23 protein-coding genes and 3 pseudogenes are annotated in these 22,519 nt (G+C 63.1%); 12 read left to right on the forward strand and 14 right to left on the reverse strand.

Annotated features, from left to right (window positions below; genetic code table 11):
* The first annotated feature begins 45 nt into the window (after positions 1-45).
* Both AC3A6X_RS32550 and AC3A6X_RS32555 read left to right on the forward strand, forming a co-directional pair.
* Positions 46-321 (forward strand): hypothetical protein, encoded by a 276-nt coding sequence (locus AC3A6X_RS32550; protein WP_487846053.1) that lies wholly within the window; start codon positions 46-48, stop codon positions 319-321.
* Between the two features lie 194 nt (positions 322-515).
* Positions 516-725 (forward strand): hypothetical protein, encoded by a 210-nt coding sequence (locus AC3A6X_RS32555; RefSeq protein WP_487846054.1) that lies wholly within the window; start codon positions 516-518, stop codon positions 723-725.
* A 30-nt stretch (positions 726-755) separates the two neighbouring features.
* Here the strand turns inward: AC3A6X_RS32555 and AC3A6X_RS32560 are convergent, their stop codons facing one another.
* Positions 756-1,310: a hypothetical protein gene (locus AC3A6X_RS32560; protein ID WP_487846055.1), complete on the reverse strand. Its 555-nt coding sequence runs from the start codon at positions 1,308-1,310 to the stop codon at positions 756-758.
* 766 nt (positions 1,311-2,076) lie between these two features.
* On the opposite strand from AC3A6X_RS32560, the gene AC3A6X_RS32565 reads away from it, so the two are divergent.
* From AC3A6X_RS32565 to AC3A6X_RS32595, 7 genes are read left to right on the forward strand one after another with little or no spacing between them, the layout of a single operon-like run.
* The gene (locus AC3A6X_RS32565) at positions 2,077-3,204 is read left to right on the forward strand and encodes a polyamine ABC transporter substrate-binding protein (protein ID WP_487846056.1); all 1,128 of its coding nucleotides are present in this window, start codon (positions 2,077-2,079) and stop codon (positions 3,202-3,204) included.
* 10 nt (positions 3,205-3,214) lie between these two features.
* Positions 3,215-4,315 (forward strand): ABC transporter ATP-binding protein, encoded by a 1,101-nt coding sequence (locus tag AC3A6X_RS32570; RefSeq protein WP_487846057.1) that lies wholly within the window; start codon positions 3,215-3,217, stop codon positions 4,313-4,315.
* Between the two features lie 8 nt (positions 4,316-4,323).
* Positions 4,324-5,286 carry an ABC transporter permease gene (locus tag AC3A6X_RS32575; RefSeq protein ID WP_487846058.1) on the forward strand — a complete coding sequence of 321 codons (963 nt, stop codon included), beginning with the start codon at positions 4,324-4,326 and terminating at the stop codon, positions 5,284-5,286.
* Positions 5,283-6,179, forward strand: a complete 897-nt coding sequence (locus tag AC3A6X_RS32580; protein WP_487846059.1) for an ABC transporter permease — start codon at positions 5,283-5,285, stop codon at positions 6,177-6,179. Before AC3A6X_RS32575 ends, AC3A6X_RS32580 begins: the two co-directional genes overlap by 4 nt.
* Positions 6,176-6,550: a hypothetical protein gene (locus AC3A6X_RS32585; protein ID WP_487846060.1), complete on the forward strand. Its 375-nt coding sequence runs from the start codon at positions 6,176-6,178 to the stop codon at positions 6,548-6,550. The genes AC3A6X_RS32580 and AC3A6X_RS32585 overlap by 4 nt, the downstream gene beginning before the upstream one ends.
* A gap of 5 nt (positions 6,551-6,555) precedes the next feature.
* The gene (locus tag AC3A6X_RS32590) at positions 6,556-6,816 is read left to right on the forward strand and encodes a DUF5985 family protein (protein ID WP_487846061.1); all 261 of its coding nucleotides are present in this window, start codon (positions 6,556-6,558) and stop codon (positions 6,814-6,816) included.
* An 11-nt stretch (positions 6,817-6,827) separates the two neighbouring features.
* On the forward strand, positions 6,828-7,091 hold the full coding sequence (locus tag AC3A6X_RS32595; protein ID WP_487846062.1) for a DUF5985 family protein: 264 nt from the start codon (positions 6,828-6,830) through the stop codon (positions 7,089-7,091).
* Here the strand turns inward: AC3A6X_RS32595 and AC3A6X_RS32600 are convergent.
* On the reverse strand, positions 7,037-7,588 hold the full coding sequence (locus AC3A6X_RS32600) for a hypothetical protein (RefSeq protein ID WP_487846063.1): 552 nt from the start codon (positions 7,586-7,588) through the stop codon (positions 7,037-7,039). The two genes, AC3A6X_RS32595 and AC3A6X_RS32600, sit on opposite strands and share 55 nt — an antisense overlap.
* Before the next feature lie 264 nt (positions 7,589-7,852).
* Between AC3A6X_RS32600 and AC3A6X_RS32605 the strand changes: the two genes are divergently transcribed.
* A complete protein-coding gene (locus AC3A6X_RS32605; protein WP_487846064.1) occupies positions 7,853-8,119 on the forward strand; it encodes a PDZ domain-containing protein in 267 nt (88 codons plus the stop codon).
* 23 nt (positions 8,120-8,142) lie between these two features.
* Positions 8,143-8,729: pseudogene (locus tag AC3A6X_RS32610) on the forward strand (ATP-dependent DNA ligase).
* Between the two features lie 305 nt (positions 8,730-9,034).
* On the opposite strand, the gene ompR reads toward AC3A6X_RS32610, so the two are convergent.
* Positions 9,035-9,766, reverse strand: coding sequence for an osmolarity response regulator transcription factor OmpR (gene ompR, locus AC3A6X_RS32615; RefSeq protein WP_487846065.1), 732 nt, complete (start codon positions 9,764-9,766; stop codon positions 9,035-9,037).
* Positions 9,767-10,237: 471 nt separating this feature from the next.
* On the opposite strand from ompR, the gene AC3A6X_RS32620 reads away from it, so the two are divergent.
* Positions 10,238-11,209: a mechanosensitive ion channel family protein gene (locus AC3A6X_RS32620; protein WP_487846066.1), complete on the forward strand. Its 972-nt coding sequence runs from the start codon at positions 10,238-10,240 to the stop codon at positions 11,207-11,209.
* Between the two features lie 146 nt (positions 11,210-11,355).
* Here AC3A6X_RS32620 and AC3A6X_RS32625 read toward each other — a convergent pair whose 3' ends face one another.
* The 11 genes and pseudogenes from AC3A6X_RS32625 to AC3A6X_RS32675 all read right to left on the reverse strand — a co-directional run bounded on the left by AC3A6X_RS32625 (position 11,356) and on the right by AC3A6X_RS32675 (position 22,519).
* Positions 11,356-11,757 carry a response regulator gene (locus tag AC3A6X_RS32625; protein ID WP_487846067.1) on the reverse strand — a complete coding sequence of 134 codons (402 nt, stop codon included), beginning with the start codon at positions 11,755-11,757 and terminating at the stop codon, positions 11,356-11,358.
* A gap of 153 nt (positions 11,758-11,910) precedes the next feature.
* Positions 11,911-13,281, reverse strand: coding sequence for a chloride channel protein (locus AC3A6X_RS32630; RefSeq protein WP_487846068.1), 1,371 nt, complete (start codon positions 13,279-13,281; stop codon positions 11,911-11,913).
* 52 nt (positions 13,282-13,333) lie between these two features.
* On the reverse strand, positions 13,334-14,350 hold the full coding sequence (locus tag AC3A6X_RS32635) for a serine hydrolase domain-containing protein (RefSeq protein ID WP_487846069.1): 1,017 nt from the start codon (positions 14,348-14,350) through the stop codon (positions 13,334-13,336).
* Between the two features lie 152 nt (positions 14,351-14,502).
* A pseudogene (locus AC3A6X_RS32640) lies at positions 14,503-15,238 on the reverse strand (putative Na+/H+ antiporter); the annotation flags it as partial.
* A 181-nt stretch (positions 15,239-15,419) separates the two neighbouring features.
* On the reverse strand, positions 15,420-15,788 hold the full coding sequence (locus AC3A6X_RS32645) for a DUF1090 family protein (RefSeq protein ID WP_487846070.1): 369 nt from the start codon (positions 15,786-15,788) through the stop codon (positions 15,420-15,422).
* On the reverse strand, positions 15,785-17,062 hold the full coding sequence (locus tag AC3A6X_RS32650; RefSeq protein WP_487846071.1) for a TRAP transporter large permease: 1,278 nt from the start codon (positions 17,060-17,062) through the stop codon (positions 15,785-15,787). Before AC3A6X_RS32650 ends, AC3A6X_RS32645 begins: the two co-directional genes overlap by 4 nt.
* Positions 17,059-17,598, reverse strand: coding sequence for a TRAP transporter small permease (locus AC3A6X_RS32655; protein ID WP_487846072.1), 540 nt, complete (start codon positions 17,596-17,598; stop codon positions 17,059-17,061). The genes AC3A6X_RS32650 and AC3A6X_RS32655 overlap by 4 nt, the downstream gene beginning before the upstream one ends.
* A 34-nt stretch (positions 17,599-17,632) precedes the next feature.
* The gene (locus tag AC3A6X_RS32660) at positions 17,633-18,619 is read right to left on the reverse strand and encodes a TRAP transporter substrate-binding protein (protein ID WP_487846147.1); all 987 of its coding nucleotides are present in this window, start codon (positions 18,617-18,619) and stop codon (positions 17,633-17,635) included.
* Between the two features lie 416 nt (positions 18,620-19,035).
* Positions 19,036-19,482 (reverse strand): universal stress protein, encoded by a 447-nt coding sequence (locus tag AC3A6X_RS32665; RefSeq protein ID WP_487846073.1) that lies wholly within the window; start codon positions 19,480-19,482, stop codon positions 19,036-19,038.
* 1,041 nt (positions 19,483-20,523) lie between these two features.
* Positions 20,524-20,900 (reverse strand): annotated as a pseudogene (locus AC3A6X_RS32670) (DUF3619 family protein).
* A gap of 104 nt (positions 20,901-21,004) precedes the next feature.
* The gene (locus tag AC3A6X_RS32675; protein WP_487846074.1) at positions 21,005-22,519 is read right to left on the reverse strand and encodes a tripartite tricarboxylate transporter permease; all 1,515 of its coding nucleotides are present in this window, start codon (positions 22,517-22,519) and stop codon (positions 21,005-21,007) included.

The raw sequence follows: 22,519 nt of genomic DNA on the forward strand, positions 1-22,519 counted from the left end.
TTTGCAGGGCGGTTGCTCCTCTTCAACCCAGTTCTCGGGGACCAGATGAAACGGATCGTCGCCATGAGTCCACTATTTGTCCTGGCCGCTTGTGCAGGGACGGGCATGGTCGCGAACAAGGCCCAGGGAGGAACGTCCCACACCCGCATCGTGGATGTGAGCAGTACGTCCGCGCTCAGTCTGAGAACAACCGCGATCCTGGAAGCATCCAGGCAGTGCCGCACGGAAGGCAAACGCGCGCACGTCATCGAAGTGAAGCCAACCGGGGTCAAGCCGTTCACCCTAAACCCGGAGGCTGAGGCAACTTTTCGCTGCGACTGAGCCGCCTCAGTGCAAAGCATTTGGCAAGCCCGCGTTCCACGTTTACCCAATGGACTGGCGCTCCTGACTACACTACGGGGGCCTATCAAACTGTATCGATGCCCATGTTCGCTCGCCCTGCCGCTCTCATCTGCCTTGCGTTATTGCCTCTGTGCGCCTCGTCTGCAACGGCCGTACCGGAAGAAGCGGCCGAGATGACCGACCGGTATCTCGATGTGCAGCTTTGCATGGAACGGACCATCGGCAAGCAATGGCAGGAAAGGTATGGGGTCGAGCTTGCACGCAACCGCTGGGGCGCCCTCGAACCCACCGGGCCTTCCATCGACGCTGCGCCGCAGATCGTGCGTCTGACCGATCTTCGCTGCCGCCGCCAACTCAATCTGGCCGGTGAGCCCCGGCCCTGATCGCCTCACTCGTTCGCGCGCTGGATTGGCTTACTGAGGGGCCCCAGCATCACCCGACTGCTGCGCGGCGGACGACGGAATTGCTGCCGGTCGTCGCAGGACAGCGGACACCGAAGGAACATCAAACTTCTGCTTGACCGCCGGGGAAAGCCGCAGAGAGGCATATTTGAACACCGGATTTTCGATGAGCGTTCCCATATACCGCCCGTCGAAGCGAGCGTCGGTGCAATCTGTCAATCGGATATCCAGCAACGCGCTGCTAGCCCCGGCATAGATGGTGCTCGACCGCTGCATGGTGCAGCCCGCCGCGGCAAAGGTGCCCGTGACGAGGCCATCGGGCTTGATATCGATCGCCCCGTCGACCACATCGGAGACATTCGAGCGTGAGCCGCTGGGCTTCATGAAGCTGAACAAGGTCGCGCCCTGCCACGCGCCGGCATAGCCCCGCAACTGCTCTGCGTTCAACGCTGCCGCAGCGCACATCGCGGCCGTGAACAGCCCGTAGCGCCCTGCAATCCGGGTTGCGTCACAAAAGCGGTGCATGCCTAAGGAGGCCTCGCCGCACCAAATCCAGTGGTTGACCATGTCAATTGCATAAACCAGATGCACCCATGGGGTACTGTCGGGGCAGAAGTGTCCTGGCGCGCCGCCTGGAAGAGGCTGTAGGGCCTCAGAAAAGGAGCGCCCTGAGATGGTTCCGCTGCCGCTGGACAGACTCTATCGATCCAAGCTGACCGCGCGATGGGGGATTGCACCGGGTTGTGTCGCGAGATTTCCAGCCGACGGGCAGTGGGAGCGGTGGGCACGGCCATCAGCCTCAAGCCGTTGAAGTCCCTATCGCATGGTCATCGCCGCGCGCGGGGCCGGCGAATCTCGGATCGCCTGGCAGCTACCCACGAGCCGCAGGCTCCAAGCGACCTTGATGGAAAGGGCGGCCCGACTGCTGACAGACCCCGTGCCCATCACGCAAGCCGTGGACCCGCCGCGCCGTTGCGGAACTTGGCCCTTAATTTGCATGCGACTTCGGTCCTCAGGAAAGGCAAGTAGCGATCGGATCCCGAAGGATGCAACTAACGGCACGAGCTGGCTCTCCAAAGCAAGGCCTCTTGGACTTCTCCGGTCCATACGCTTCGAGAGTAAAGGGGCGCGCCGAGGCCCAAACACGGATTGATAATGCGCCCCGGAGAACTTCGATGACGGCTGCAGCCTTGATCACCCTGCGGGCGATGGTGCGCGTGCGAGTCCTTCACGGCGAGCCGGATTTCGTACTGACCGGCAGATGTGCCCTCGGGTGCCGCGAAGATCAGCCCGCGCCTACCAACCCTTGTTCACTTCTCCAGGAGGTATGTTCATGAAACTGACGTCGCTTCGCCCCCAGTGGATCCTGAGCACATTGGCCGTTGCCGCCATGGCGCTTGCGGCCGTATCCGTACATGCCGACGAAGAGAAGGTTCTCAACATCTACAACTGGGGCGACTACATCGCGGACGACACAATCGCAAGCTTCGAGAAGGAGACGGGTATCAAGGTCCGCTACGACCTTTTCGACAGCAACGAAGCCCTGCACGCCAAGCTGGTCGCCGGCATGTCCGGGTACGACATCGTCGTGCCGGGTTCCCACTTCGCCAAGATGCAGATCCAGGCCGGCCTGTTGCAGAAGCTGGACAAGTCGAAGATTCCCAACCTCGTCAACCTCGATCCGGCCATCCAGGCCCAGCTGGCCAAGATGGACCCGGGCAACGAACATCTCGTCGACTGGCTCTGGGGCTACACCACGGTGGGCATCAACGCCGACAAGGTCAAGAAGGCACTGGGGACCACTCCCCTGCCCGAGAATGCCTGGGACCTCGTCTTCAAGCAGGAGTACGTGTCCAAGCTGAAGGGCTGCGGCGTGTCCTTCCTGGACACCGCCTCCGAGATCCTGCCCATCGCGCTGAAATACATCGGCAAGGACCCGCGCAGCAAAGATCCAGCGGATTACAAGACCGCTGGCGAGATGCTCAAGGCCGTACGGCCCTACGTGACCCGCTTCTCGGGGTCGGGCTCCGACTACATCGACCAGATGGCCAAGGGCCAGCTGTGCGCGGTGATCGGATGGTCGGGTGACGTCATGATCGCGAAAGACAAGTCGACCAAGGCGAAGAATCCGCAGAATCTGCAAGTGCTGCTTCCCAAGATGGGCGGCCTGCTGTTCTTCGACACCATGGCCATCCCCAAGGACGCCAAGCACCCCGACAACGCCTACAAGTGGATCAACTACATCCTGCGGCCGGAGGTGCACGCCTCGCTGACGAACAAGGTGTTCTATGCCAACCCCAACAAGGCCGCGCTGAAGTTCGTGGACCCGGCGCTGGCCAAGGACAAGGCCGTGTTTCCGGATGAAGCTGCGCTGTCAACCATGATCGCCCCGGACACGCCGGACCAGGCCACCCTCAAGCTCATCACGCGCACCTTCACCAACTTCAAGGCCAAGCGCTGACAAAGCTTGTATGAATGCTCCCAAGGAGGACAGTGCCTTCCTGCGACTTGAGTCCGTCACAAAGGACTTTGGCGACACTCGCGCCGTAGACCAGGTCAGCCTGGACGTCGCGCGTGGCGAAATCTTCGCGCTGCTCGGCTCGTCGGGCTGCGGCAAGAGCACGCTGCTGCGGATGCTCGCGGGCTTCGAAGCGCCCTCGTCGGGGTGCATCGTGCTCAATGGGGCCGATCTCGCCGGGCTCCCACCTTATGAGCGCCCCGTCAACATGATGTTCCAGTCCTACGCGCTCTTCCCCCACCTGACGGTCTGGGACAACATCGCCTTTGGCCTGCGGCGCGACAGGCTGCCCAAGGCGGAGGTCGCGTCCCGCGCTGAAGAGATGCTGCGCCTGGTTCAACTGACCAAGTTCGCCAAGCGCAAGCCTCACCAGCTCTCCGGCGGCCAGCAGCAGCGCGTCGCGCTGGCGCGCAGCCTGGCCAAGCGCCCACAACTGCTTCTGCTCGACGAGCCCCTTGCAGCGCTGGACAAGAAGCTGCGTGAGGCCACGCAGATCGAGCTCGTCAACATCATCCAGCAGGTCGGCGTGACCTGCGTGATGGTGACCCACGATCAGGAAGAAGCCATGACCATGGCCTCCCGCATGGCTGTGATGAGCGAAGGCCGCTTCCTGCAGGTCGGCAGCCCCGCCGACATCTATGAAACCCCGACGACGCGCTTCGTTGCCGACTTCATCGGCAACGTCAACCTGATGGAAGGCACCATCGTGCTCGACGAAGCCGACCACGTCGATATCCAGTGTCCCGACGTTGTGCATCGCGTCGGCCACGGCATCACCGGCTACCAGGGGCAATCGGTCACGGTCGCAGTTCGCCCGGAAAAGATCCACCTAAGCCATGACAAGCCCGAGGGCGAACGCAACCAGGTCCAAGGGGTGGTCAAGGCCCAGTCCTACTTCGGCGACTACACCATGTATCACCTTGAGCTGCCCAGCGGCGCCCGGCTCAAGGTCAACGTCGAGAACGAGACCCGCCATCGCGAGGGCACCCCCACGCAAGGCGACACGGTCTGGGCTCACTGGTTGTCGACCTCGCAGGTCGTGCTGACGCAATAGGGGCAGTCGTGGCCCTTTCTATCGGAGACAGCAACGGCGAGGGTGCCAAGCGCCCGCAGCGTTGGCACCGGCTCTTCAAGGGTCCGGCCTTGGTGATCGGCACGCCTTACCTCTGGCTCCTCGTCTTCTTCCTGCTCCCCTTCCTCGTCGTCTTGCGCATCAGCTTCGCGGAGATGGATGGCGCGAAGATCAGCGACCTCTTCGTGTATGCGGATCAGGCGCTGGTCGTAAAGCTCAACTTACTGAGCTACGCGACCATCTTCCAGGACGACATCTACTGGTCGACCTACGGTCAGTCGCTCCTGTATGCCGGTGTCACCACGCTGATCTGCCTGGCCATCGGCTATCCGTTTGCCTATTTCATGGCCCGCGCGTCGGCCAGCTTGCAGCCCCTGCTGCTCATGGGCGTGATGCTGCCCTTCTGGACGAGCTTTCTATTGCGCGTCTACGCCTGGAAGGGCCTGCTGGACGCCGAGACCGGCTGGGTCGGAAGGTTCTTGATGAACGTGCACGCCGATCAGCTGCTGCTGCCGCTGGGCCTCATCTCGGCGCCGGGGCAGTTCATGTACACGCCTTTCTCGCTCGTGCTGGGTATGGTCTACACCTACCTGCCATTCATGGTGCTGCCGCTCTACGGCACGCTGTCCAAGCTCGACCTGGGGCTGCTCGAAGCCGCGCAGGACCTGGGTGCCACGCCTTGGCAGGCCTTCTGGCGCGTCACTGTGCCGCTGTCAAGGAGCGGCATCATCGCGGGCGCCATGCTGGTCTTCATTCCCTGTGTGGGCGAGTACGTGATCCCAGAACTGCTCGGAGGTCCGGAAACGCTGATGATCGGCCGCGTGCTTTGGGACGAATTCTTCTCCAACAACGATTGGCCAATGGCCTCCAGTGTCGCGGTCGTGATGGTGCTGCTCATCCTCGTGCCGCTGGCCATCTTCAACAGCAACCAGGCCAAGGCGGCACGTTCATGATCGTCACCCGCGCCGGACGCTGGACCAGCCGCTCTTGGCTGATGCTGGGATTTGCCTTCCTCTACCTGCCCATCGCCGCGCTGGTGGTGTTCAGCTTCACGGATTCACTGGTGCCCAACGTCTGGTCCGGCTTCAGCCTGCGCTGGTACAGAAAGCTGATCGAGGACGAAGCGATCCGCGAGGGTCTATTCCTGTCGTTGAGGATCGCGGCGGCCACCGCTACCGGCTCCATCTTCTTTGGAACCCTGGCCGCGTTCTCCTTGGAGCGCTTGCCCGGGTTCAGGGGCCGCACACTGTTCTCGGGCATGGTCAACGCCCCGTTGGTGATGCCCGAGGTGATCGTCGGCCTCTCCCTGCTGCTGATGCTGGTTTCCGCCCAGCGCCTGTTCGGCTTCCCTGAACGCGGTCTCGTGACGATCTGGCTCGGGCACTTGCTGGTGGGCATCGCCTATGCCACGGTGGTGATCAGCGCCCGCCTGCGCGACCTCAACCCTCAGTACGAGGAAGCCGCCCAAGATCTGGGCGCTCGGCCGCTGCAGGTCTTTTTTCTCGTCACCTTGCCGATGATCTCGCAGTCGCTGGTAGCAGCCTGGCTGTTGACGTTCACGCTGTCGCTCGACGACGTGGTGATGTCGGCCTTTCTTTCAGGTCCGGGCTCGACAACGCTGCCACTGGTCATCTTTTCCCGAGCGCGCCGGGGGCTGGATCCGACCGTGAACGCACTGGCGACCGTGGTTATCTGCGTGGTGGCGGTGTTCGTCGTGATCTCGAGCTACCTGATCGCGGTGCGCGAGCGGCGGCTTCATACCGAACAGCGAATGGCGCTCAGGGGCAGCGACCCCTCGTCTGGCCCCAACGACCTGAAGGCACGCGAACACAAGGTTGACCATTGATTCCCGACGATGTACGACGGTTTGTGCTGACGAGCATTCCATCGGTCCCCTTCTTAGAGGCGCTGCTGATGTTCCATGCGAAGCCCGAAGCGAGTCTGAGCGTGTCGGACGTCGCTCGGGCCTTGTATGTGCAGCCGCAAACTGCCGACGACTTGATGGAGGCGCTGTGCCTGACCGGGTTGCTGACGGTCTGCGAGCCTCGCGCCGACGTCTACCGCTACGCGCCGTTCGACGCTAATCTGGCAAGTCTTGTCGATCGACTGGCATCGGCCTACGCCAATGACTTGATCGGCATAACCAATCTGATTCACGGTACGACTCGCAACGCCGCGCGTAGCTTTGCTGACGCATTCAAGATCCGGAAGGACTAGCACACATGGACAAAATCACTTACGGCTTGTGCGCAATCACCGCGCTTTGCTGCGCCGCGTTGCTGTTGCGCAGCTACGCAAGAAGCCGCGTTCGACTGCTGTTGTGGAGCGGCCTGTGTTTCGTCGGGCTCACGGCGAACAACGTCCTATTGATCTTGGACCGGTTGTTGTTCACCGCGATCGATATGTCAATCTGGCGCTTGAGCACGGCGTTGGTGGCGGTGCTGCTGATGCTCGTAGGCCTGGTCCTGGAGAGCCACTCCTGACGAAAGTTGCGATGCATCAATTTCTACTTGGCGGAATCGCCGTCGCATCGTTCATCGTCGCGCTGTTCTTTCTGCGCTACTGGACGAGCACGCGAGACCGATTCTTCCTGCTCTTCGCGCTCTCCTTCCTGATCGAGGCTGCGAGCCGCATCCACATGGCAGTCACGTCTTCGTGGAACGAAGATGAACTGCCGCTGCACTACTTTGTTCGCCTGTTGGCCTATGGCCTGATCTTGCTGGCGATCTGGGACAAGAACAGGCCGGGGAACTCCTGAGCCGGGGCATTCAGCACGAAGCGCTTGCGTTGCAGGCGCACCTCGGATTTCTTGTCGTTCGTTGGTGCGGTGGGCTGATCCGGCGGTCCTTCGAAATAGAACATCGGTTCCCGATGGCCGTCGCGCCGCATCGAAGTGGCTTGCCGCTGCGTCTTTCCATCGAACTCTGCCTCGACAACGTAGCGGCCCGCAGGCAGGTCAATCAGCAGCCATGGGCCGTCAAGCCGTTCGTCGAACACGCTTTGACCCTTCGAATCAAGAATGTGCACCCGCACGTCAGCGAGGTACTGGCCCGAGCGGCGCATGGCCGTGACGACACGCAGGTTGAACCTTCCGCCTTCGAACGACAGTCGATTCTGCTCTGCGTCCCCGACGCCGCCGCTTACATAGGGCACACCTGCGGCGGTGGTAGCGCGGGTCGCGGCCGCCGCGGGGCCTGTCGCGAACTGCGCAATCGCACAGACCGCGCTCAGAATGGTGATTCCAACTGCTTTCATGGCACTCTCCAGTTGCAGGGCGTCCGACGAACCACGCCGTCAGTGGCCGCACCAAACCCTGGCGTCGCGGGCAATGCATGAGCCATCGCGCCGGATGCCAACGATCGACGTTGGAGCGGCTAGGTCGCGGGGGGTTCCCAAGAGCAAGAAGCGCAAGCCGAAACGTCCAATCGTCTGCACCGCAGGTTGGCCGCTAATGGTGTTCATCGGCACCGACCACCGCTTGCGCATTGATGGCGGTCTGCTGTTCGCGAAGCCGCCGGGTTGGCGCGTAGCGAGGGCATTCGCGCCGGCGATCTCATCATCGCCGTGAACGACATGCGGCTCGAGAACGTCGACGATTTTCGGCGTAGCCTGTCACGCATACCGGCAGGCCGAACGGTCGCATTGCTGGTCATGCGGGACCGACGGATGGGCTACGTGCCGGTTCGGATCCCCACGCAGGGAGTCGGTTCACGGAGCCCGCTGTATTCCGCCGGCCCGGACGCGTTGCTTCAGCGCATTGAGGTTGCGGGCGAGGAGCAACAGTGATCCGCCTCGCAGACTTCAAGCCCATGCTGCTGTCGGAGCGGCAGCTCGACCTCGAGGAACCCGGCTGGATCTATGAGCTGGAATACGATGGCGTACGCGTCACGGCAGAGTTCGGAGCGCGTGCCGTGCAGTTGCGAACGCGCAATGGCGCCGACGCGACCAAGTGGTTTCCCGAGATCACCGACAGCCTGGCCGAAGTGTCAGGCGGGCCGTTTGTCGTCGATGGAGAGGTCTGCGTGCTGGACGATCTCGGCCGCAGCGACGTCGAGGCACTTCAGAAGCGCACTCATCATCGGCGCTGGTACGAAGGGCGAAGCCGGTTGTCTACTGTGTCTTCGACCTCCTCATCGATCGAGGCGCAGATATCACGACCCAGCCACTGTTGCTCCGCAAGGCCGCTCTGAGTCGTTTGTTTACTGAGCCGTCTCGGGGCATCGTCGTGGTGGAGTACTTTGAGGAGGGCGCGAAGCGGTTGCTGAAGGGGACCGTCAAGCTGCTGGGGATGAAGGGCCTCATCGCAAAGCGCCGTTCCAGCATCTATCTGCCGGGCGCACGAACGAGCGAGTGGATCAAGGTGAAGCTGCAGCCAGAAAATTCGACGCGCGGATGACCGGTTCCTTGTCGAGCCTCTTGGCCGGCGGCGGACGTTATTGTCGGCCTTCGCCTTCGCCACGCTGGAGAAGAAACTGCGGGCTACCTCAAATTGCTCGGCGTGCACGAGGGGTCGCTGGCCGGCGTTCGCCTGCCCAAGCAACATGGCTACGCCCAGCAGGTCCAGGCGCGACGTCCGGCAAAGAACCAAGAACCATAGGAGCCTCGCCACGCGATCGAGCTGGTGTGCTTCCTGCGCGTGAGCTTCCTGGAACTCACCAACATCGCGGCACCTCTTCCTCAGCGTCACGCAGCCTGAGTTGATCAGATGCTGCCGTCTGGTACGAACACGTACCCCACTCCCCAGACGGTCTGGATGTATTTGGGCGCGGACGCGTCGTCCTCGATCATCTTGCGCAGGCGCGACACCTGAACGTCCAGGCTGCGATCAAAGGGTTCGAACTCCCGGCCGCGCGCAAGTTGTGCAAGCTTTTCTCTGGACAGCGGCTGACGGGGATGCCGCACCAGTGCCTTGAGCATGGAGAACTCGCCGGTCGTGATGGTCAGCTGTTCTCCATCGCGCACGAGCGTGCGCAATCCCAGATCCAGGGTGTAGGGCCCGAACTTGACCTCTCCGCCCTCGCTCGAGGGTGCACCAGGCACTTCCATGATCGGACGCCGACGGAGTACGGCATTGACTCTCGCCAACAACTCTCGCGGATTGAACGGCTTGCCGAGGTAGTCATCGGCGCCGACTTCCAGGCCGACGATTCGATCGACATCCTCCCCCTTGGCCGTCAACATGATGATCGGCGTGCGATCATTCGCCGCTCGCAAGCGACGGCAGATCGATAACCCGTCCTCGCCCGGCATCATCAGATCCAACACGATCAGGTCCAGCGTGTCTCTCATGATGATCCGGCTCAGCGCCTTGCCGTCTTCGGCAACCATGACCTCGAACCCCTCGTTGGCCAGGTACCTTCTGAGGAGATCCCGGATGCGAGCGTCATCGTCGACGACCAAAATCTTGAGTGGCTTGGTTGTGGCATCCTGCATGGGACTAATACAAAGGGTGTACCCGTCATATGTAACAGACACGCCCCGGGATGGTCAACGCTGCCCGGCTAGGGTTTGCCTCAGGTCTGGGCGTTCGAGTGTGCAGAGCTTGGCAAGCTGCGGCGCCCATTGGACGATGAGACCGGGCTGACGATCGCCAGCATCTTCGGTACCACCGCCGGGTTCGGGTGCTGAGGGGCTAACGGCTGCACGAGTGGCTGAAGATCTACAGGCAGCTTCGCGTCGCCGATGGGCTGCGGGTCGATCGCGCATTTGGTGGTCGGGTCCCGCGCGGTCTATTGCGATGCCTCGCCCAGCGTGCACGCTGGCCATGGGCAGATCACCAGCGAGAACGCACTGGCGAGCTCTGTGGGGGCGACCTGCCTGCGCTACGGGGAACCATTGCGAGGTCTCGCATCCAACCGTTCTTTGGACGGATTGACCAAGCTTGAATTCGAAAGGAAAGAATAGATGGACGCCTTCCTTCAATGGGTGCAATCGCTGGATTGGGAGCGCTGGAGCGGCCCGGCGCTGGCGGGGCTGCGCATCGTGCTGATCATCGTCGTCGCCTGGGTGTCGATCGTCGTGTTGCAGAAGCTGGTGCGCAGCGTTCGCATGCGGGTCGCAGACCGGCTCGGCGGCGCCGACGCTGCACGTCGCGCCGAGACCCTCGGGCGCGTCGTTCGCTACATGGTGGCGCTGGTCATCAGCGCCGTGGCCGTCATGCTGGTGCTGGCCGAGGTCGGGGTGTCGCTGGCCCCCATCCTGGGGGCGGCCGGCGTGGTCGGGCTGGCCATCGGCTTCGGGGCGCAGAGCCTGGTGAAGGACTACTTCACGGGCTTCTTCATCCTCTTCGAAGACCAGATACGGACCGGTGACGTGGTCAAGGTGGCCGACATTGGCGGCCTTGTCGAGGACATCACCTTGCGCCACGTGCGGCTGCGCGACTATGACGGTAATGTGCACTTCGTGCCCAACGGCCTGATCACGACAGTGACCAACATGGGCCGCGGGTATGCGCAAGCGGTCATCGACGTGGGTGTTGCGTACCGGGAAGACGTGGACGAAGTGCTGGCAGTGATGAAGGAGGTTGCCGCCTCGCTGCGCAAAGATGAAGCGTTCGCCAGGAAGATTCTTGCCGATCTCGAAGTCGCGGGCGTCGAGCGGCTCGACGAAAGCGCCGTGGTGCTGCGCTGCCGATTCAAGGTCGCTCCGCTGGAGCAGTGGGGGGTGCGGCGGGAGTATCTGCGGCGCCTGAAGGGTGCTTTCGATCAGCGGGGCATCGAGATCCCCTATCCGCACATGACGCTCTACGCGGGCGCCAACAAGGACGGCGAGGCTCCGGAATTCCGCTTGCGGACGGCGGGGCAGGAACGCGCAGAGCGTGCAGCGACCGCGGATGCCGGTTCACCCAGGAATTCAACGACAGTTCAAGCGATCTAGGCAGCCCTGTTCGAGCGCTTTTATTGACCGGCGTCGTCGCCCCACCAAGGTTGTCCGCTGCATTGAGCAGGAAGATGTGCCTCGCCGAGCGACAGGCCAATTCGGCGCGCTCGTCCCATGACAAGCCAGGCTCGCCTCCCATCGCATCATGACGTTTCCGATGGTTTTTCCAGCAGACTGCCCGCATCTGCAAGGGCATCGCTCAGCTGTGCAATGCCATATGGTTTGCACAGCCATAGGCAGCCAGGGCTCGGCACCTTCGGCTCCACTTCAGCGGTGCAAAAGATCACCGGCACGCGGTGACGAGCCTGCAGCTTCTCGGCGAGTTGCCGCCCCGACAGCGCCGGCAAGCCTATGTCGATCATCACCACGTCGAAGGCGCCCTCGAAGAACCGATCCAGGGCGATCTCCGCGCTTTTCACCCCCGTCGCCCAGTGGCCCAATGTCTCGAGCGTATCGAGGGCAACGCTCAAGGTGGTCGGGTCGTCCTCAACAACAAGCACCCTCAATCTTTGCGGCACACTGGGCACTGGGGCAGCGACTTCCATGGAGCAACCTATTCATTCAAGTTCAACGATCTGAACCCAGATCCAGAGGTGACGTCCAACCGCGACCGCTCCCCATGTCGGCGACGCGCCTGAAGGTCACCAGAAGAGCCGTCCCCTGCCCGGCCCATTCGAGAGTGGCATGCAAAAAGCGCGTCACAGGGCAGGCGGCCTTTCCGCTGGCTTTGGTTGCGGCGCCGTCACCACCGGGGTCGGCGAGCCTATGGCAACCGCTACCATGTGCTCAGCCAGCGATTCGTAGAGCGGCCGACTGATCATCCTCGACACCAGGCTTGCCAGCATGGCCGAGGTCATCAGGCTCAGCACCATCGCATGGCCGTCCACCATTTCCATGACGATGATGAAGGCCGTGAGCGGTGCCTGCGTCACTGCGGCAAGGAAGCCGGCCATGCCCATCGCGATCAGGGCCGGCCCGAGATCGGCGCCGGCCAGTTGCGCGACGCTGTTGCCGATGCCGGCACCGATCGAGAGCGCCGGCGCGAAGATACCGCCGGGGACGCCGCACCAGGCGGTGAGCCAGGTCGCAATAAACTTGAGCACGGTGTGGAGCGGCGACAGCTCCTCATGACCGGCCAGCATGCCCTTGACGGCTTCGGACCCCGCGCCGAAGGTCACCCCACCGGTCACCAACCCGATCACCGCAATCGCGAGTCCGCCAACCGCAGCGAAGCGCACGGGCCAGCGGGCGCGAATGCGGTTCAGCCGCTGTGGCCCGCCGGTGAGCGAAGCAACCAGGAGCCGCGCAAACAAGCCGCCCGCCACCCCCGTCGCCAGCGCCACAAGCAGCCCCGGACCCAGGGCGTCCCAGCCGATATGTGGCACCCTGATCACGCCAAAATAGCTGAGATTGCCGAAGGCCGATACGGCGATGAGGCCAGCCAGCACGATTGCTGTGATGATGAGCCCGCTCGCGCGCGCCTCAAGGCGGCCTGACAGCTCCTCGATCGCGAACACGATGCCGGCGAGCGGCGCATTGAAGGCGGCCGCGATGCCGGCCGCGCCGCCCGCAACCAGCAGGGCGCGCGCGTCTATCGCCGTGCCGGGCGAGAGCCAGCGGCGAGCGTGCTGCATGACGCCGGCAGCGACCTGCACCGAAGGGCCTTCGCGGCCGATCGACAAGCCCGCGCCGAGCCCCGCCACCGCGAGCCCGATCTTGGCAACCGTGAGTCGCAACGACACCAGGCGATGTCGCCGCTCAGGTGGAAGGGCCGGATGCAGTGCAGCCTTGACTTGCGGAATGCCCGAACCGGCGGCGCCCGGGAACCATCGTCGCGTTGCCCAGACGATGGCGGCCGTCGCCGCCGGCGTCCAGAGCAGGATCGCCCAGGGACAGGACCGATACAGACTGTGGAACAGCCCGAAGACGTAATCGCTGGCGATCGTGAATGCCACCACGAACAGGCCCGCCGCCACCGCATAGGCAAGAACGATCGCACGGTCGAGCCAGATGCGGCCGCTCGAGAGCTCTGCGCGCAGGTTCTCCAGGAAATCGGGTTCACGATTCATCGGGCTTGCTCGACACGGTGCATGAGGTTGACAGGATTCAAGATGGGCTCGCTCATCTTCTGACCACACGAAGAACAATGTCGTTGATGACGCCGTCGGCTTGACTTTGACCCGCGTTCCGCTCGTGAGCAGAGTCCGAAGCGACCACCACCACCAGGCTCATGCTTGGGTTGACGTAGATTCGTTGACCATCATCGGCCCCCGCCATGTACGGAGCCGGGAGTTTGAGCGACGGCGCGACCCACCATGCATACCCGTAGTTCCAGTTCATGGGTGGCCCACCGCCGCTTTGCTTTCTCGTTGCTGCCTGGGCGTACTCAGCCGGCACAAGCGTTCTTCCGTTCCAGGATCCTTGCTGCAACTGCAACTGACCGAGCTTCGCCATGTCGCGGGTCGTGAGTTGCAGGCCGCTGTACCCGAGTTCGCCGCCGCCCGGCCCGTCGATCTGCCACAAATAGCGCTGGATTCCGAGCGGCCCGAAAAGGTGCTTCCGTGCGAAGCGCGATATCCTTTCTCCGGTTGCGCTCCTCAGCACCCTGGCTGCGAGGTGCGCCGTGCCGGGGTTGAAGCTGAACGTCGTGCCGGGATTGCTGACCAACGGCCGCCGCAGTGCAAAGTCCGTAGGGAACGCCCACTTGCCGACCTGTTTGACCGCTGGCTCAAATCCGGCCGTCAGGGTCAAGATATGTGCGAGAGTGATCGTGCTGACGCGTGGGTCGACGCCCTCGGCGCGCGCTTCGGGAAGAAACTCGGCGATGGGCTGCTCGACGCCCTTGATGAAGCCTTTCTGAAGCGCGACACCCAACAGCGTCGATACTACGCTCATGGTTGCCGATCGCATGTCGTGCAGGCTCAGGGGCCCCAAGCCATCCCGATCGTATTCGAAGGCGAGGCGACCGTTGCGCACGACCACCACGCTCCTGACATTCCTCTCTTCTGACTTCAGCCTGTGAGTGAGCTCGTTCAGAAGCTCGACGTCCAGACCCTGCTCGCTCGGCGAGGACCGTTGCCATTCGCTCGTTCCCGCCTTGCCCGGCTGCGCCTGCGCCGCTCCTGCGGCCGCAGCCACGACGAGTGCCGTGATCCAACGTTGAAGCGGAGACATCGTCAGGCCGGACCGGCTGAGCCGCGGTGGCTGTGGTGCGGGAAGGCGGGCGTGCAAGTGGCCGCGACATTCGCGTTGTCTGGCCGCAGCTAAGAATGATCGCACGCCGGCAGTCCTTACAAGATCGTCAGCGCAGCCGCCGCGACCAGCGTCGGCATCAGCGCGCCCAGGAGCAGTCCACCCGCACTGATGGCTTCGTCGGGGAGGCCTCGCTTCAGGAGCGCCACCCCGGCCGGGTTCGGCGCATTCGCGCGCATGGTCAAGCCGCCTCCCGCGACCGCGCCGGCCACGAGGCTGTAGTTGCCTTCCTCGGAGATGACCGTGATGAGTGAGCCCAGGTAGGTCAAGGCAGCCTTGTCGATCGCGGCAGTAAGGGCTGTTGCTCCGAAGAACAGCATCTTGGGCGACATGCCCGACACGATTGGCTGCAGCCACCACTGTTGCATGCCACCGAGCACTACCAGGCCCGCCAGGAAGTACGCCACCAGCAGCGCTTCCCAGATGATCAACGGGCTCTGGTGCCGCTCGTAGGCCAGCGCGAAGCCCAGTAACAGCAGGAAGAGCCCGAGGAACACGACAGGGTGACGCGCGAGCATCACGACGCCGACGAGAAAGCCCAGGTGCACCGCCACCACCGCCAGCGGAACACTGTGCGGGCTGGTCGGCCTGCGCCGCTTCCTGGAGGTGGCTGCGCAGGACCACGGTTGCGACAGTCGCGTTCACCAGTACCGCGATCGCTGCTTTCCAGCCGAAGGTGGCCAGCATGAAGGACGAGTGCCAATTCCATGTCGACGCGACCATCAAGACCAGAGGCGCCGCAAAGGATGTCAAGGTCCCTCCGATGGAGATGGACCAGCGCGACTGCAAAGAAGGTGGCCGCGATCAACTCTATCGTCTGTGAGGGCATCGGCTTCTCGGACACGGAACAACCGCGTGGCGGCCCGACCAGCGCTGAACCTGTCCCACCGCAAAGAGGTGGACACCCTCGTAGAGTTTAACCGCGTGGGGACGGCGGGCGATACAGGGCGAGCCGTCATGATCCGGCGGACTTCAACTCCCGCAGTTGCTCTTCTGCATGGTCGAGTTCCAGCCGCAGTTCCCTGATTCGCTGCTCCAGGCTTTTGATGCGCGCTTCGCGGCTGCGCTCCGGCGTGCGCGTCTTGCACCGGGTTTGCAGCGCAGCCAGCGCATCGGCCAGCTGGCGCCGGCGCAGCATCTGGCCTCTGGCGTGGGCGAGATCGATGTCGCGCTCGAGAGCAGCTTCTTCGGCGCTGCAATCGAGGCTGTCTGTTTGGCCGGTGATCTGTGCGATGGCCGGAGGCGCCATGGCCAGCGCTATGGCCAGGAAACACGCCTTGGCCCGCATGCGCAGGAACGCGATAGGAATGAGCTGAACCCTCAAAACAGCAGCCCCGGCAAGAACAAAGTCAACTGCGGAACGTAGGTAATGAGGATCAGGAAGACGAGCAGCACCATCAGCCACGGCAGCGCCGCGCGAACGACCTGCATCACCGACATGCCGGTGATGCCGGAGGTGACGAACAGGTTCAGTCCGACCGGCGGGGTCACCATGCCGATCTCGAGGTTCACGACCATGATGATGCCCAGATGCACCGGATCGATGCCCAGCGCGGTGGCGATCGGGAACAGGATCGGCGCCAGGATCAGGATGATGCCGGTGGGTTCCATGAAGGCCCCGGCAATCAGCAGCAGCACGTTGACGACGATCAGGAACTGCCAAGGTGCCAGGCCCATGCCAACGATCTGCTCGGCGATCGTCTGCGGAATTCGCTCCGTGGTCAGCACGTGCGCGAACAGCAGGGCATTGGCGACGATGAACATCAGCATGACCGTGACCTTGCCCGCGTCGACGAGCACGCGCGGCACGTCCCGGACGCCGATGTCACGATAGACGAAGACCGCGACGATGAACGAATAGACCGCCGCCACCGCGGCTGCCTCGGTCGGCGTGAACACGCCGCCATAGATGCCGCCGAGAATGATCACCAGCAGCATGAGGCCCCAGAGCGAGTTGCGACCGGCAACGAGCACCTCGCGCCAGCCGGCGCGCGGCTGCTGCGGCAGGTTGATCATCCGGGCGCGGATGTAGATGGCCATCATGAGCATCAGACCCAGCACGATGCCGGGAATCACACCGGCCATGAAGAGCTTTCCGACGGACGTTTCGGTCGCCGCGCCATAGACGACCATCACGATGGACGGCGGGATGAGGATTCCCAGCGTGCCGGCGTTGCAGATGACGCCGGCAGCGAAGGGTTGCGAGTAGCCGGCCTTCACCATGCCCGCGATCACGATCGAACCCACCGCGACCACGGTGGCCGGCGACGACCCGGAAACTGCGGCGAAGAGCATACAGGCCATGACCGAGGCCATCGCCAGCCCGCCGCGCAGATGGCCGATGCAGGCGTTCGCAAAGACAATCATGCGCTTCGCGACACCCCCGGTCGTCATGAAAGCGCCGGACAGCAGGAAAAAAGGAATCGCCAGCAAGGTGTAGTGCTCGGACGTCTCGAACAGTTTCAGCGACAAGGAGGCGATCGAATCCTGGCCGAAGAAGAGAATTGTCAGTGCTGACGACAGGCCCAGCGCGACCGCGACCGGCATCCCGAGCGCCATGAGCAGGAGGAGCATGGCAAAGAGGGAGGCGGTCGTCATTCCTGCTCCGGGCGCGTCGGTGGCGCATCCGCCCGCAGCTTGAGCGCATCCTCGGCTTCGTCGCCGATCAAGTGCACATCCCTGCCCCGCATTGCGCCGTACAGCGCTTGGCAAAAGCGAAACGCCAGCAACGCGAAGCCGACCGGCAGCACCAGCCGTGGCACCCACTGGGGAAGCGGGATGTCCTGCATGTCGATGCCGATCGCGTACATCTTCTGCAGGTAGACTGAGCCCCCGACGATGAAGATCACTGCATAAACCAGGCAGAGCACGGCGGCGATGCAGGCGACCACTCGCGCGGCGCGCGGGCCCAGCGACTTGACCACGGCGTCGACGCCGATGTGCGCACCCACGCGCACCCCGTACGACATGCCCAGGAAGATCAGCCAGGCGAACAGCACCGTGGTGAGCTCGAGCGCCCAGACGAAGCTGTAGTTGAAGAGATAGCGCGCGACCACCTGCGCGAAGGTGATCGCTGTCATCAAGGCCAGGAGAAGAGCGATCAGGCCCTCCTCCAGCTTTTCGAGCCACGCCATCGGTGAAGCGACCTTGAGGGGGCGGCGAGCGCGACTACTCGTTGGACTTCTGCGCGGCCTGGATCAGGTCCTTGCCGATCTCGCCTTCGAACTTCTTCCAGACCGGCTCCATCGCTTTGCGCCATGCGGCGACATCGTCCTTGGACAACGCAACGACCTTCGCCTTTCCTGCTTCGACAATTCGTTTGCGGTCGCGCTCATTCAGGTCGTTGGCCACATTGTTGCCGAACTTGGTGGCCTCGCCCATCGCTTCCGACAGTCCCTTGCGCACATCAGCCGGCAACCCTTCCCACCACTTGGCATTGGTGACGACCATGTAGTCGATGACGCCATGGTTGGTCACCGCGATCGACTTCTGCACCTCGTGGTACTTCTGCGAATAAATGTTGGACCAAGTGTTCTCCTGTCCGTCGACCACGCCAGTTTGTAGCGCCTGGTACACCTCGCTGAAGGCCATCTTCTGCGGGTTTGCACCTACGGCCCGAAACTGTGCTTCGAGGACATCGGACGACTGGATTCTGAATTTCAACCCTTTGACATCCTCGGGACGCTGCAGTTTGTCCCTGTTGGTCGACAGCTCCTTCATCCCGTTGTGCCAGTAGGCCAGGCCAAGCAGGCCCTTCTCTTTCATCGCCGTGAGCAGCGATTGGCCCTGCGGCCCTGCCTGGAAGCGATCGACCGCCTCGACATCGTCGAACAGGAAGGGCAGGTCGAAAACCTGGATCTTCTTCGTATAGCGGTCGAATTTTGAAAGCGAGGGAGCGATCAGCTGCACGTCGCCAAGAAGCAGCGCCTCCAGTTCCTTCGCATCGCCGAACAGCTGCGAACTCGGGAACACCTGGACTTGCACTTTGCCTGGCAGCTTCTTCTCGGCAAGCTCCTTGAACTTGAGGGCCGCTTGTCCCTTGGGCGTGTTCTCGGCCACGACATGGCTGAACTTGATGATGATGGGCTGTTGCGCCTGCGCCGGGCCCATGGCCGTTGCCGCAATGATCGCCAATGCAAAAAGAGTCTTCAACATGATGTCTCCTTCGGTTTCTCGAATCGCTGTTCCGATAGCAAGCGGGGTCGGCATCGTCGGCGGTCCCGGGTCAGATGCTTGCACGAGTCCCCCGGACATGCAAGCTTTGGCCCGTACATCACATCATGATGAATGAACAGGGTGGGGTACATGGCTTCGGGAGAAAGCGGGCGTTGGCGCTGCGCCTGCGCAAATCGGACGGTGCACCCGCACGCAGACACGGTGTCGCAAGGGCCAGGGTTGAAGTCTGCCACCCGACCCCCTCGTCCGGCGTCACTCCTGTCAGTCTCAATCCGGAGGCGGAGGTGAACTTCGGCTGCCATTGAGCCTTGCCCCCGAGGATCGCGCGCAAGCACAGCTTCATCGCGATCGTCCGTCGGAAGGGATCCGCCGACCGGGGCGTCATGGAATCACGGCTAACGCAGCACCAAAACGGGCGTCTGCGAGTGCGTCAGCACGTGCAAGGTTTCGCTCCCCATCAACATGCGCGCGAAACCTCGGCGCCCGTGCGAGGCCATCACGATCAGGTCGCAGTCCTGGGCCTTCGCGTGCTCGATGATGGACTCGGCCACGTGGTTCGATCTCGCGACAATGGCCTGCGCGCGACGAACCCCCTTCGCGAGCGCGTTGTCTCTGACGGCGTCCACCAAGTTCTGGGCAGCTGCGACCGAGCGTTGATGCGCTTCGTCGATCTGCCGCTGGCTCAACCGTGACGAGCCCTCGAAGTAGCTGTGCGGCTCCAGGTGAGCCACGGCGATCACATGCAGTTCGGCTCCGCTCAACAGGCTCAGGTCGATGGCCTTGGAAACAGCTCGTTCCGACAGCTCGGAGCCATCGGTGGCAACAAGAATGCGATTGAACATGTCGGACCTCCTGAGTTGCAAAAGGAACACCCTATTTGATCGCGATCACGCGGCGGGCGAAAGCGAATATTGCATTGGGTTGTCGGCGACGCTCGCGGCTCGCTCAGATCGACGCCCTGGTTCCACGCGTCCCATCCTCCGCGACCCAGTGGCTGATGATCAGCCGAGCCAACCACGGAATGCGCAGACTGGAGCGCTGCAAGCGCGTCAGCGGTCGCAGCATCTCTTCAATGCATCCCGACCCTGCAGTTCGATGCCAGAAACGCGAAATAATTCCATCTCACTGCCAGGAGATTCACTTGCCGCGCCTACGCCCCCTCGATCCGACGATGTCGCCTGAGCTAAGGGCTAAGGGCTCATTTCGATTTCTTCATCAACACCCTCGGCTTCACGCCCAACAGCGTCCTCACCCTGCAGCGCAAGCCCAAGCTTGTACAGGCGCCGCGCAACTCAACGCGGCTGTGATGGATCCGGAGGGCGACGTCGATCTCGGATTCAGAAGGCTGACCGGTCACTTGGCGAGCAAAGCATCGCGCTGCCTCTATTGCCAGGCGCACACACTGCTCGGTGCTAGAACTTTGGCGTCAGCGATGAAAGGCTCGCGGCCATTTGTGAGTACCACGATAGCCCTCACTACAGCGAAAAGGAGCGAGTGGCACTGATTTCGCTGTGGTCGCTGCGGCGCAGCCGAATGCGGTCACAGACGCCCAGCTTCTAGAAGTGCGAGCGCACTGGAGCGATGATCAGATTGTCGAGATCCTGGGCGTCGTGGCCATGTTTGACTTTCTGAACCGTTGGAATGACACGATGGCGACTCCGCTGAAGGAGGTGCCGAACAACGTCGCCAGGAAGGCCGCTGGAGCGCACGGCTGGAGCCCCGGAAAGCATGGTGGCGCGGGAGCCCGCTGCCCTGATTGCACCGATCCGCTCGCTCGGCCCCATCAGTGCCTCTGCCTTCCCGACGCTGGTGCCCGTTTCGCCAGGGCCAATGGAGCAAAGTGGACACGAGGTCGCCGGCATGCTCCCGAACCGCACCTGTCGCTAGCCCTCCTGCTGCGAGTCCCTCCAGCCCGGACGGCACTTGATGAACTCGGCAAACCCCGAGTCGACAAAAGCGGCTACAGGCAAACTGTCGATGAGCAGTTCCAGATCGACCGCTGCCAGCGCCTCAACTGCACGATCGTCCTGCACCCTGTCGATCACGCATAGTCCCGCCATCAAAGCCAGGACCGAACGAGCGACGCGATCCATGTGCCTCGCCGACCGAGCCCGAGCGCCGCAAGGGCGCCGAACTGGCTTGCCATCGATGGACTTCGTACTTCCCTGCGCCCGGCGACGGCTTGGATCCGAGCCGCTCGCAAGCGCTCGGCGTGCCCGCCTTCCAGTTGCAATTCACCATCACGCAGCCAAGCCACCACACGTCGCGCAAAGGCATCGCCGCGCCTCTGCAGCGGCGAGCCTTTCGAGCCGAAGGAGCTTCGGAGTGCGTGAAAGCAGCATGGTCGAGCTTCCGGAAGTGCAGCTATCCCTCCTCGACAAAGGCCTCCTCGCGCTTGGACTTGATGGCAGGCATCAGCACGATCGTCAGCAGCAGGCCGGCAGCGATCAGCAAGCCCGCGGAGATGGGGCGAGAGAAGAACACGCTCCAGTCGCCGCGCGACAGCAGCAGAGCGCGGCGCAGGTTTTCCTCCATCATCGGCCCCAGGATCAGGCCCAGCAGCAGCGGCGCCGGCTCGCAGCCCAACTTGTGAAATGCGTAGCCGACGATGCCGAACAGGCCCACCATCCAGACATCGAAGGTGTTGTTGTTGGTCGAGTACACGCCGATCGCGCAAAACAGCACGATGGCCGGGAACAGCCACTTGTAAGGAATGGACAGTAGCTTGATCCAGATGCCGATGAGCGGCAGGTTGAGCACGATCAGCATCAGGTTGCCGATCCACATCGAGGCGATCAGGCCCCAGAACAGCTCCGGGTTGCTGGTCATCACCTGGGGGCCGGGCTGGATGTTGTGGATGGTCATCGCGCCGACCATCAGCGCCATCACCGGGTTACCGGGGATGCCGAGGGTGAGCAGCGGGATGAAGGAGGTCTGCGCACCGGCGTTGTTGGCCGACTCGGGGCCCGCAACGCCACGGATGTTGCCCTTGCCGAAAGGAATCTCGCCGGCTCCGAGCCTAAGCTTCTTCTCCAGCGTGTAGGAGGCGAAGGCCGACAGCAGTGACCCGCCGCCGGGCAGGATGCCGAGCGAGCAGCCCAGCGTGGTGCCGCGCAGAACCGCGGGCAGCATGTTCCTGAAGTCCTGCTTGGTCGGCCACAGTCCCTGCAGCTTCGCGGTATAGATCTCGCGATGCTCTTCGGGCTTGGCCAGGTTGGCGATGATTTCCCCATAGCCGAACACGCCCATCGCGATCGCGATGAAGCTGATGCCGTCGGTTAGCTCCGGGATGTCGAAGCTGAAGCGCGCCACGCCCGAGTTCACGTCGGTGCCGACCAGGCCGATCAAGAGGCCCAGCACGATCATGCAGATCGCCTTGAGTAGAGAGCCCGAAGCCAGCACCACGGCGCCGATCAAGCCCAGGACCATCAGCGAGAAGTACTCGGCCGGGCCGAACTTGAAGGCCAGCTCGGTCAGCGGCGGCGCGAAGGCGGCCAGGATCAGGGTGCCGACGCAGCCGGCGAAGAAGGAGCCCAGGCCGGCCGCCGCGAGCGCGGCCCCTCCCCGCCCCTGCTTGGCCATCTGGTGGCCGTCGATCACCGTGACGACCGAGGACGATTCACCCGGCAGGTTGACCAGGATGGCGGTGGTAGAGCCGCCATATTGCGAGCCGTAGTAGATGCCGGCCAGCATGATCAGCGCGGCCACCGGCGGCAGCGCGTAGGTGGCAGGCAGCAGCATGGCAATGGTGGCGACCGGGCCGATGCCCGGCAGCACGCCGATCAGCGTGCCCAGCAGGCAGCCGACGAAGGCATAGGCAAGGTTCTGCAGCGTGAAGGCGGCGTGGAAGCCGAGCGCCAGATGTTCGAAGAGTTCCAT

It is taken from the genome of Variovorax sp. Soil_C_12 (assembly GCF_057657375.1).

Excerpts from the sequence above, each read along its gene's own strand:
- AC3A6X_RS32620 (WP_487846066.1), top strand. The coding sequence starts at position 10,238 with ATGGACGCCTTCCTTCAATGGGTGCAATCGCTGGATTGGGAGCGCTGG.
- ompR (WP_487846065.1), bottom strand. The coding sequence starts at position 9,766 with ATGCAGGATGCCACAACCAAGCCACTCAAGATTTTGGTCGTCGACGAT.
- AC3A6X_RS32650 (WP_487846071.1), bottom strand. The coding sequence starts at position 17,062 with ATGACGACCGCCTCCCTCTTTGCCATGCTCCTCCTGCTCATGGCGCTC.
- AC3A6X_RS32570 (WP_487846057.1), top strand. The coding sequence starts at position 3,215 with ATGAATGCTCCCAAGGAGGACAGTGCCTTCCTGCGACTTGAGTCCGTC.
- AC3A6X_RS32555 (WP_487846054.1), top strand. The coding sequence starts at position 516 with ATGACCGACCGGTATCTCGATGTGCAGCTTTGCATGGAACGGACCATC.
- AC3A6X_RS32660 (WP_487846147.1), bottom strand. The coding sequence starts at position 18,619 with ATGTTGAAGACTCTTTTTGCATTGGCGATCATTGCGGCAACGGCCATG.
- AC3A6X_RS32675 (WP_487846074.1), bottom strand. The coding sequence starts at position 22,519 with ATGGAACTCTTCGAACATCTGGCGCTCGGCTTCCACGCCGCCTTCACG.
- AC3A6X_RS32600 (WP_487846063.1), bottom strand. The coding sequence starts at position 7,588 with ATGAAAGCAGTTGGAATCACCATTCTGAGCGCGGTCTGTGCGATTGCG.
- AC3A6X_RS32595 (WP_487846062.1), top strand. The coding sequence starts at position 6,828 with ATGCATCAATTTCTACTTGGCGGAATCGCCGTCGCATCGTTCATCGTC.
- AC3A6X_RS32625 (WP_487846067.1), bottom strand. The coding sequence starts at position 11,757 with ATGGAAGTCGCTGCCCCAGTGCCCAGTGTGCCGCAAAGATTGAGGGTG.
- AC3A6X_RS32550 (WP_487846053.1), top strand. The coding sequence starts at position 46 with ATGAAACGGATCGTCGCCATGAGTCCACTATTTGTCCTGGCCGCTTGT.
- AC3A6X_RS32580 (WP_487846059.1), top strand. The coding sequence starts at position 5,283 with ATGATCGTCACCCGCGCCGGACGCTGGACCAGCCGCTCTTGGCTGATG.
- AC3A6X_RS32560 (WP_487846055.1), bottom strand. The coding sequence starts at position 1,310 with ATGGTCAACCACTGGATTTGGTGCGGCGAGGCCTCCTTAGGCATGCAC.
- AC3A6X_RS32665 (WP_487846073.1), bottom strand. The coding sequence starts at position 19,482 with ATGTTCAATCGCATTCTTGTTGCCACCGATGGCTCCGAGCTGTCGGAA.
- AC3A6X_RS32590 (WP_487846061.1), top strand. The coding sequence starts at position 6,556 with ATGGACAAAATCACTTACGGCTTGTGCGCAATCACCGCGCTTTGCTGC.
- AC3A6X_RS32655 (WP_487846072.1), bottom strand. The coding sequence starts at position 17,598 with ATGGCGTGGCTCGAAAAGCTGGAGGAGGGCCTGATCGCTCTTCTCCTG.
- AC3A6X_RS32630 (WP_487846068.1), bottom strand. The coding sequence starts at position 13,281 with ATGAATCGTGAACCCGATTTCCTGGAGAACCTGCGCGCAGAGCTCTCG.
- AC3A6X_RS32565 (WP_487846056.1), top strand. The coding sequence starts at position 2,077 with ATGAAACTGACGTCGCTTCGCCCCCAGTGGATCCTGAGCACATTGGCC.